The sequence below is a fragment of the Burkholderia sp. BE17 genome, from assembly GCF_009362305.1.
In the GTDB taxonomy this organism is placed as follows: Bacteria; Pseudomonadota; Gammaproteobacteria; order Burkholderiales; family Burkholderiaceae; genus Burkholderia; species Burkholderia pyrrocinia_C.
This window is the reverse complement of the sequence record NZ_WHNU01000088.1, coordinates 1-7,168: the sequence shown is the minus strand read 5'-3', so window position 1 is coordinate 7,168 and position 7,168 is coordinate 1. Positions and strand designations below refer to the sequence as shown.

Sequence of the window (7,168 nt, the reverse complement as noted above, 5' to 3'; positions counted from 1 at the left end):
GCGCATGGTCCAGGGGTGTCATGAGCCGCTCTCCAGTGTCGACGTGTCGCCTTCCGACAACCCCAGCTCGCGGGCTTTCAGCAGGCGGCGCATGATCTTGCCGCTGCGCGTGTGCGGGAGCTGCTCGACGAACGCGATCTCCTTGGGTGCGACGGCCGCGCCGAGGCGCTTTCGCGCGTGGGCGAGGAGTGCCATCCGGAGCGCTTCGTCGGCGCGCTGCCCCTGGTTCAGCGCGACGAATGCCTTGACCGATTCGCCCACCACCGGGTCCGGCTTGCCGATCACCGCCGCCTCCGCAACCGCCGGATGCGCCATCAGCACGCTTTCCACCTCGAACGGGCCGATCAAGTGACCGGCCGACTTGATGACGTCGTCGGCGCGCCCGACGAACCAGTAATAGCCATCCGCATCGCGCCGCGCCAGATCGCCCGTCAGATACCACTCGCCGGAAAAGCACTTTCGATAGCGCGCGTCTTCGTTCAGATAGCCGCGGAACATGGATGGCCAGCCGCGTCTGAGCGCGAGTTCACCTTCGACGTCCGGTCCGTCCAGGAATTGCACGCCGCCGTTCGCGTCGCGCTTCACGATCGCCGCATCCACGCCCGGCAGCGGCCTTCCCATCGAACCGGGCTTGATGTCGAATGCGGGTGTGTTAGCGATCATGATTCCGCCGGTTTCCGTCTGCCACCAATTGTCGTGGATCGGCAGTCCCAGCGCGTCCTTTCCCCACCAGACGGCTTCCGCGTTCAACGGCTCGCCGACGCTGGCGACGAAGCGCAGGTTCGGGAACGCGTGCCGCCTTGCGATCTCGACGCCGGCCCGCATCAGCATGCGAACGGCGGTCGGGGCCGTGTACCAGACGGATACGCGCTCGTCCTCGAGCAGGCCATACCAGCGCTCGGCATCGAATTCCTCGCGGTCGACGATCGAGGTGACGCCATGCAGCAGCGGCGCGATGATCCCGTACGACGTGCCCGTGACCCAGCCGGGGTCGACGGTGCACCAGTACGTGTCGTCGTCATGCAGATCGAGCGCATAGCGTCCGGTGATCCAGTGCGTGACCGCTGCCGCATGTACGTGTATCGCGCCCTTCGGCGTGCCTGTGGTGCCGCTCGTGAAATGCAGCAGGGCCATGTCCTCCGGCGAAGTCGCTTCATATCGACACGTATCCGCCGCGCGGGCCATCAGCGACGCCAGGTCGTGGGTGCCGGCAATGGCGGTCGTGGTACCGGGCTCGTCCGCGACGAGCAGAACATGCTTGAGATCCGGCATGCGTTCGCGCCATGACGCGATCTTGCGCTCGAAGAGCGTGTCGGTCGTGAGCAGCACCGTCCCCGCGCCGAGATTGACTCGCGTCACGATCGGCTCCGGCCCGAACGCGGAAAAGAGCGGCGAGACAACCGTGCCGTTCTTGAGTGCACCGAGCATGCCGACATACATTTCGGGGATCCGTCCGGCGACGATGAAGAGACGGTCGCCCTTGCCGACGCCCAGGCTGCGCAGCACGTTGCAGAAACGGTTGGTGAGCGTCGCGAGCTCGGCATAGCTGACTGTGCGGGGCGCGGCATTGCGGCTGAGAAAGCGCAGGGCGATCTTGTCGCGGCGAGGGCCGGCGCAATGACGGTCGACCGCCAGCCAGCCGATGTTCATGCCGCCGGCAGGTTCGACGGCGAGTTCCCGGGCGACGGATGCCCACGAAAAGCGGCGCCGCTCGTCATCGTAGTCGAGAAGATTCGGCGCGACGCGCAAGTCGGCGGGTGTTTTTGCGATGATCGCGGGAGCGTTCATGTGGCCATCTGGCGGTCGGTCAGACGGTTTCAATTTAAGTAGCCGCCACCGGTTGTCCGTTGACTTGCATCAATGCCGGATCGTTGCGCAAGCCGTGCCTGGCGCACACGACCCCGTTGCATGAATCGCCGCTACATCATTCGTCCGCCAGTTCGCGCGCGGCCGGGCGAAAGCATGGAAAACACGCCGGCTGCTGCACTGCGAAAGCGGGACGGCGGCCATCAGATTTCGGGAAGATACGCGGCGGCGGCCGGCAGGGCGGGATGCGTGTCTTCGGACGCCGGCATGCTCGCGACGACGATCGGTGCGCAAAGCGGCCGCCGCAACGCCGCCGGAGCGATGCCGTGCCGTATCGCAGCCAGCAGCCCGGCCGCCTCGAGATAGTTGTCGACTTCGTGATACTGACCGGGAGCCCAAGGCAGTGCGGCCAGGTCATTGCGCATGATGCTTGCATTGCCGCGCACCGCGATCACGGGGATCCGTTGTTCGAGGGCCGCGAGCACCGGCAGGCCGAGGCACCCGCCCGGAATCACGACACACGACACGTCGGCTGCGGTGACGACGTCGCTTGCACGCATGTCGGCGGCGCGCGTGATAAGGCGCGGGCTTTGCCGCAAGCCCTTCAGTACGCACATGAAGAAGCCGGTCGAGATCGCTTCCGCGGCCATTCGCGGATCGACCACGCCGAGATCCTCGTGCGCGACGGCCTGCGACTCGTCTGGCTCGCACGCGGCGCGCCGCGGACTGTGGTAGCCCGGCACGGGGAATTCACCCGTGTCCGGGCTTGCGACCCGGACGGGTTTGCCGCCCGCTGATCTGCATCAACCGCACCCTGCAGCGCATGACCTACCGTGGCCGGTATCGGTGACCGTCTCGGATCAACTCAAGCGGAGCATCCCATGCAAACGCGCGACATCGTGATGTCGATCGACGGGACGCGTCTCGACGGCGTACTGACGACGCCGTATGAGGCGCGCGGCCTCGTCATGTTCGCGCACGGCAGCGGTAGCAGTCGCCTGAGTCCGCGCAACCGCGCGGTTGCGGCGACGCTCGTGAATGCGGGGTTCGCGACACTCCTGTTCGATCTGCTCGATCGCAACGAGGAACGCGTCGACAGTCGCACGGCAATCTATCGCTTCGATATCCAGCTGCTCGCAGATCGCTTGTCGGCCGCGATTGCATGGGCACGGGCGCAGCCGGATACCGGATCATTGCGGATCGGCCTGTTCGGCGCGAGCACGGGCGCGGCGGCGGCCCTCGTCGCGGCCGCGCACGATCCGGCCGTCGGCGCCGTCGTGTCCCGCGGCGGCCGTCCCGACCTGGCCGGCGACACGCTCGAGCACGTGAGCGCGCCGACGCTGCTGATCGTCGGCGCGTGCGACGAGCAGGTGCTGCATCTGAACCGGCTGGCTGCCGCGCGCCTGACGTGCGAAACCGCGATCGAAATCGTTCCCGGCGCCACCCATCTGTTCGAGGAGCCAGGCGCGCTCGACACGGTCGCGCGGCTCGCTGCTTCGTGGTTCATTCGCTGGCTTTCGGCCGGTCTCCGATAGAGGGTTTGATCGTGGCCGATTCGCCTGATAAAAGCAACGTTTCGAATGCGCAAGACGCTGATGGCAGTTCGGTGGCGCGCCGTGCCGGCAGCGTCCCGCGCCCGCACCGGCGGCATATCGCCCGGATGACGTGCTGCAGGCACAGAGCGCCTGTACGCGCAGGCGCGCGTCGGCTGCGCGAGGTCGGAAGGGCAGCGGTATGACTTGAGCGGGAAGCGCGATTCGGTCTGCTGAAGATGCATGCCCGCATACTCTGCATGCCAGGCGGGTCGTCCGCAATCCACCTGGCACGCGGACGGATCAGCCGATCCCGTCGCTCCAGTTTCCCGGGCCCGGCGCGCCTGGTGACGGGGCCGAGCGTGGGCGATTCACGATCATGCAGTCCGTTGTGAGCAGCAGCGATGCGACCGAGATCGCGTTCTGCAGCGCCGAGCGTGCAACCTTGACCGGGTCGACGATCCCGGCTGCGATCATGTCGCCATATGTCGCCGTCGCCGCGTCATATCCGAATGGCCCGGTCGCGGCATCGACCGCGTGTACCACAGCCTGTGCGTCTGCTCCCGCATTCTCCGCGATCTGACGCAGCGGCGATGCCAGCGCGTCGTGCACGATTCTCGCGCCGGTGCGCTGCACATCCGTCAGGTCCGCGCCATTGGCTTCCAGTGCGCGCCGCGCACGCAGCAGTGCGACGCCGCCGCCGGGCACAATGCCTTCCTCCATCGCGGCGCGCGTCGCGTGCAATGCATCCTCGAAGCGATTTTTGCGCTCGCGCAGCGCAGTTTCCGTCGCGGCGCCGACACGAATCACTGCGACGCCGCCCGCGAGCTTCGTCAGACGGCGCGTCAGCGCATCGCGCTCGTATCCGGGCGGTGTCGTGGCAACACGCGTACGCAGCGCCTGGACACGGTCGTCGATGCGCTTGCGCTCGCCGCGCCCGGCGATGACGGTCGTTGTCTCGCGTGTAATCTCCACACGACGCGCGGCGCCGAGATCGTCCAGCGTCGTGCGCTCGAGCGTGCGGCCTGCCTGAGCTGAAATGACCGTCGCGCCGGTCAGCGCGGCGAGGTCGCCGAGCTGCTCGGTGCGCGCCTCGCCGAATCCCGGCGAGCGGATCGCGCACGATTTCAGCGTGCCGCGCAGATGGTTGACGACGAGGGTCGCAAGCGCTTCGCCTTCCACTTCGTTCGCGACGACGAGAAGGGGCTTGCCGGTGCTGCTGAGCGCCTCAAGCACCGGCAACATTTGCGCGATCGCATTGATGTTCATGTCGCACAGCAAGATGCGCGGCTCGTCAAGGACGACGCGATGATTGTCCGATTCGACGAACAGCGGCGACAGATAGCCGCGGTCGATCAGCGAGCCGTCCACCGTCTCGAGTTCGTCGTCGAGCTTCGTACCGTCCTCTATGCTGATCGCGCCGTCCTTGCCAACACGCTCGACGGCCTGCGCGACGAGCGAGCCGATCGTGCTGTCGCCGCTTGCGGAAATCGTCGCGATCTGGCGCATTTCATCCGCGCTCGCGCAAGGTTTCGACACGCGATGCAGTTCGGCGACCACGTCGCGGCCGGCGGCCTCGATCGCGCGCTTGAGCGCCATCGGGTCGTGACCGGCAGTGACGCACTTGATCCCTTCGGCGACAATGGCCTGGGCGAGGGTGGTGGCGGTGGTCGTGCCGTCGCCGGCGACTTCGCTCGTGCGGGTCGCCACTTCGCGCAGCAAGCGGGCGCCCATTTCCTCGAACGGATCGGGCAGGTCGACAGAGCCGGCGACGACGACGCCCGAGTTTGCGACCAGCGGCGCGGTGCCGGCCTGCTCGACGATCACGTTGCGCCCGCCCGGTCCGAGCGTAATCTTGACTGCCTCGGCTATCGCGTTGACGCCTCTGAGTAGCCGTTGCCGGGCGTCCTGATGAAAGACCAGCGATTTTGCGGGCACGATACGCCTCCTCTTCCACGAAGCCGGACACGAAACGTCGCGAAACCGGCTATCGATATTCCACCTGCCGGCGCTTCGCGCCGATTGACCTGGATCAACAAGCGCGAAGCGTTGCGTGCAGCCCTGTGCTCGCAGAAGGGCATTCCGTTTCTCCATCCCGAGCGTTGATCTCCATCAATTGCCGCGGTCCTGGCCAATCGAGAATGAGTGCGTTACCTACGAGAAGGAGGTACGACATGAAAGAATCGTCCACCAAACTGCCGGTCAAGCAGCCGCAGGAGAGTGCGGAGCGTTCGCTGATGGCGCCGTACTGGCATCCGATCGAAACGCTGCGACACGAGATGGATCGTCTCTTCGACGAATTCAATCGCGGCGCGGGCGTGCCGTCGGCGAGGCACTCGATCCTTGACCTAGAACCATTCTGGCGTCGTGAACGCGAATGGACGGCCGAGCCCGCGGTCGACTTCGCCGAGACCGACAAGTCATACGAAATCACCGCCGAACTGCCGGGGCTGAGCGAGAAGGATATCGAAGTCAAGCTCGCGAACGGTGGCTTGTCGATTCGCGGCGAGAAGCACGAAGAGAAGGAGGAACAGCACAAGGACTACTACGTCCACGAGCGGCGCTTCGGCTCGTTCGAGCGCTACTTCCGGATGCCCGACGGTGTCGACAGGAACAAGATCGAGGCGTCGTTCCAGAAGGGCGTTCTGACGGTCACGCTGCCGAAGACGCCGGAAGCCCGCAAGGCCGAGAAGAAAATCGAGGTCAAGGCGGGTTGATGCCGGGCTGGGTCAACAGGTTTGCGCCAATCGGCGTCTCGGGAATGCACACGCCTGTTCGGCAACGCGTGCATGAAGGAGGCAGTGATGTATGCCGGCAAAATACTTGTCGTGTTCTATTCGCGGACAGGCACGATCCGCCGGGCGGCAACCGCGCTGGCCGCGATGCTTGACGCCGACGTCGACGAGATCTTCGTGACGCAAAGTCGGGCAGGCCCGTTCGGATATCTGCGCTCGCTTGTCGAGGCAATCAATCGGAAACCGGCGGAGATCGTTGCACCGAAGCGGGATCCGTCCGCGTACGACCTCGTGGTGATTGGCTCCCCGGTCTGGGCAGGCTGCGTATCGTCGCCGGTGCGTGCCTATCTCGACGCAAATCAGCGGCGCCTGCCGCGTGTCGCATTCTTCTGCAGCTTTGCGCAACGCGGCGCGGATTCCGCGTTGACACAAATGCGGATGCTCGCGCGCAAGTCGCCGCTTGCCGAATGCCGTGTGACGCCGCGCGAAACATTGCACGGCGAAGCCAGCCCGATTCTGGCGGCATTCGCCGAACAGACCGCGCGCAGGCTGGCAGAAGCGGCCCCGTTGACCAATATGCGCTGATGCATGCCACGGGCCGACCGGAGGGCGAATGCGGGATGTCATTGACTGGCGCTCGTGCAGCCGGTTGTTGCTGGGCTTGGCAAACCGTCCTGACGTAAGACCTTGAGGTCCGTGTTCCCGCAGCCGGGCGACCAGCCGGCGAATCTGTCGTGTCGTCAATTCCAGCCGTGCCGTTGCACGCCATGGCTTGAGCTTGCCGTCCGCCACGTCCTGAATGACCTTGAACCTGTCCAGCTCGCGCATTGTCATCGTGATCCGTTCCGTTGCAGCCATCGAAGCCTCCAGCGCTGGATTCCCAGCGGCCGATCAGCTTACGATGGGTCGAAAAGCGGACATTTGAACTTGGCCAGAAGCGGACATTACAACTTAGCCACTACAACTAATGTCGTAGCCATTTCAAGATGTCGTGGCGCCAGCTAAATAGAAATGTCCGGTTTTGAGGTTGGGGTTAGGGTTGGTTTTGCTGCCTGTTTGTCCTGGTTTATTCGTTACGCCGTGTCGAAGGCGGGC

Annotated in this window: 6 protein-coding genes and 1 pseudogene; 3 read left to right on the top strand and 4 right to left on the bottom strand. The window is 65.3% G+C overall.

What is annotated here, in order from left to right:
- Positions 1-18 precede the first annotated feature (18 nt).
- Together acsA and GD429_RS39660 are read right to left on the bottom strand one after the other, a co-directional pair.
- Positions 19-1,788: an acetate--CoA ligase gene (gene acsA / locus GD429_RS39665; RefSeq protein WP_152865648.1), complete on the bottom strand. Its 1,770-nt coding sequence runs from the start codon at positions 1,786-1,788 to the stop codon at positions 19-21.
- A gap of 221 nt (positions 1,789-2,009) precedes the next feature.
- Positions 2,010-2,549, bottom strand: a complete 540-nt coding sequence (locus GD429_RS39660) for a DUF3326 domain-containing protein (RefSeq protein WP_321575145.1) — start codon at positions 2,547-2,549, stop codon at positions 2,010-2,012.
- A gap of 138 nt (positions 2,550-2,687) precedes the next feature.
- On the opposite strand from GD429_RS39660, the gene GD429_RS39655 reads away from it, so the two are divergent.
- Positions 2,688-3,341 (top strand): dienelactone hydrolase family protein, encoded by a 654-nt coding sequence (locus tag GD429_RS39655; protein WP_152865646.1) that lies wholly within the window; start codon positions 2,688-2,690, stop codon positions 3,339-3,341.
- Between the two features lie 300 nt (positions 3,342-3,641).
- On the opposite strand, the gene groL is transcribed toward GD429_RS39655, so the two are convergent.
- Complete coding sequence (gene groL / locus GD429_RS39650; protein ID WP_321575144.1) at positions 3,642-5,276, bottom strand: chaperonin GroEL; 1,635 nt, start codon at positions 5,274-5,276, stop codon at positions 3,642-3,644.
- Positions 5,277-5,512: 236 nt separating this feature from the next.
- Here groL and GD429_RS39645 point away from each other — a divergent pair, with 236 nt between their 5' ends.
- Both GD429_RS39645 and GD429_RS39640 read left to right on the top strand, forming a co-directional pair.
- Entirely contained in the window at positions 5,513-6,055 is a 543-nt protein-coding gene (locus GD429_RS39645; protein WP_152865643.1) for an Hsp20/alpha crystallin family protein, read from the top strand.
- An 87-nt stretch (positions 6,056-6,142) separates the two neighbouring features.
- Complete coding sequence (locus GD429_RS39640; RefSeq protein WP_152865641.1) at positions 6,143-6,658, top strand: flavodoxin family protein; 516 nt, start codon at positions 6,143-6,145, stop codon at positions 6,656-6,658.
- Positions 6,659-6,715: 57 nt separating this feature from the next.
- Here GD429_RS39640 and GD429_RS41965 read toward each other — a convergent pair.
- Positions 6,716-6,931: pseudogene (locus GD429_RS41965) on the bottom strand (helix-turn-helix domain-containing protein); the annotation flags it as partial.
- Positions 6,932-7,168 lie beyond the last annotated feature (237 nt).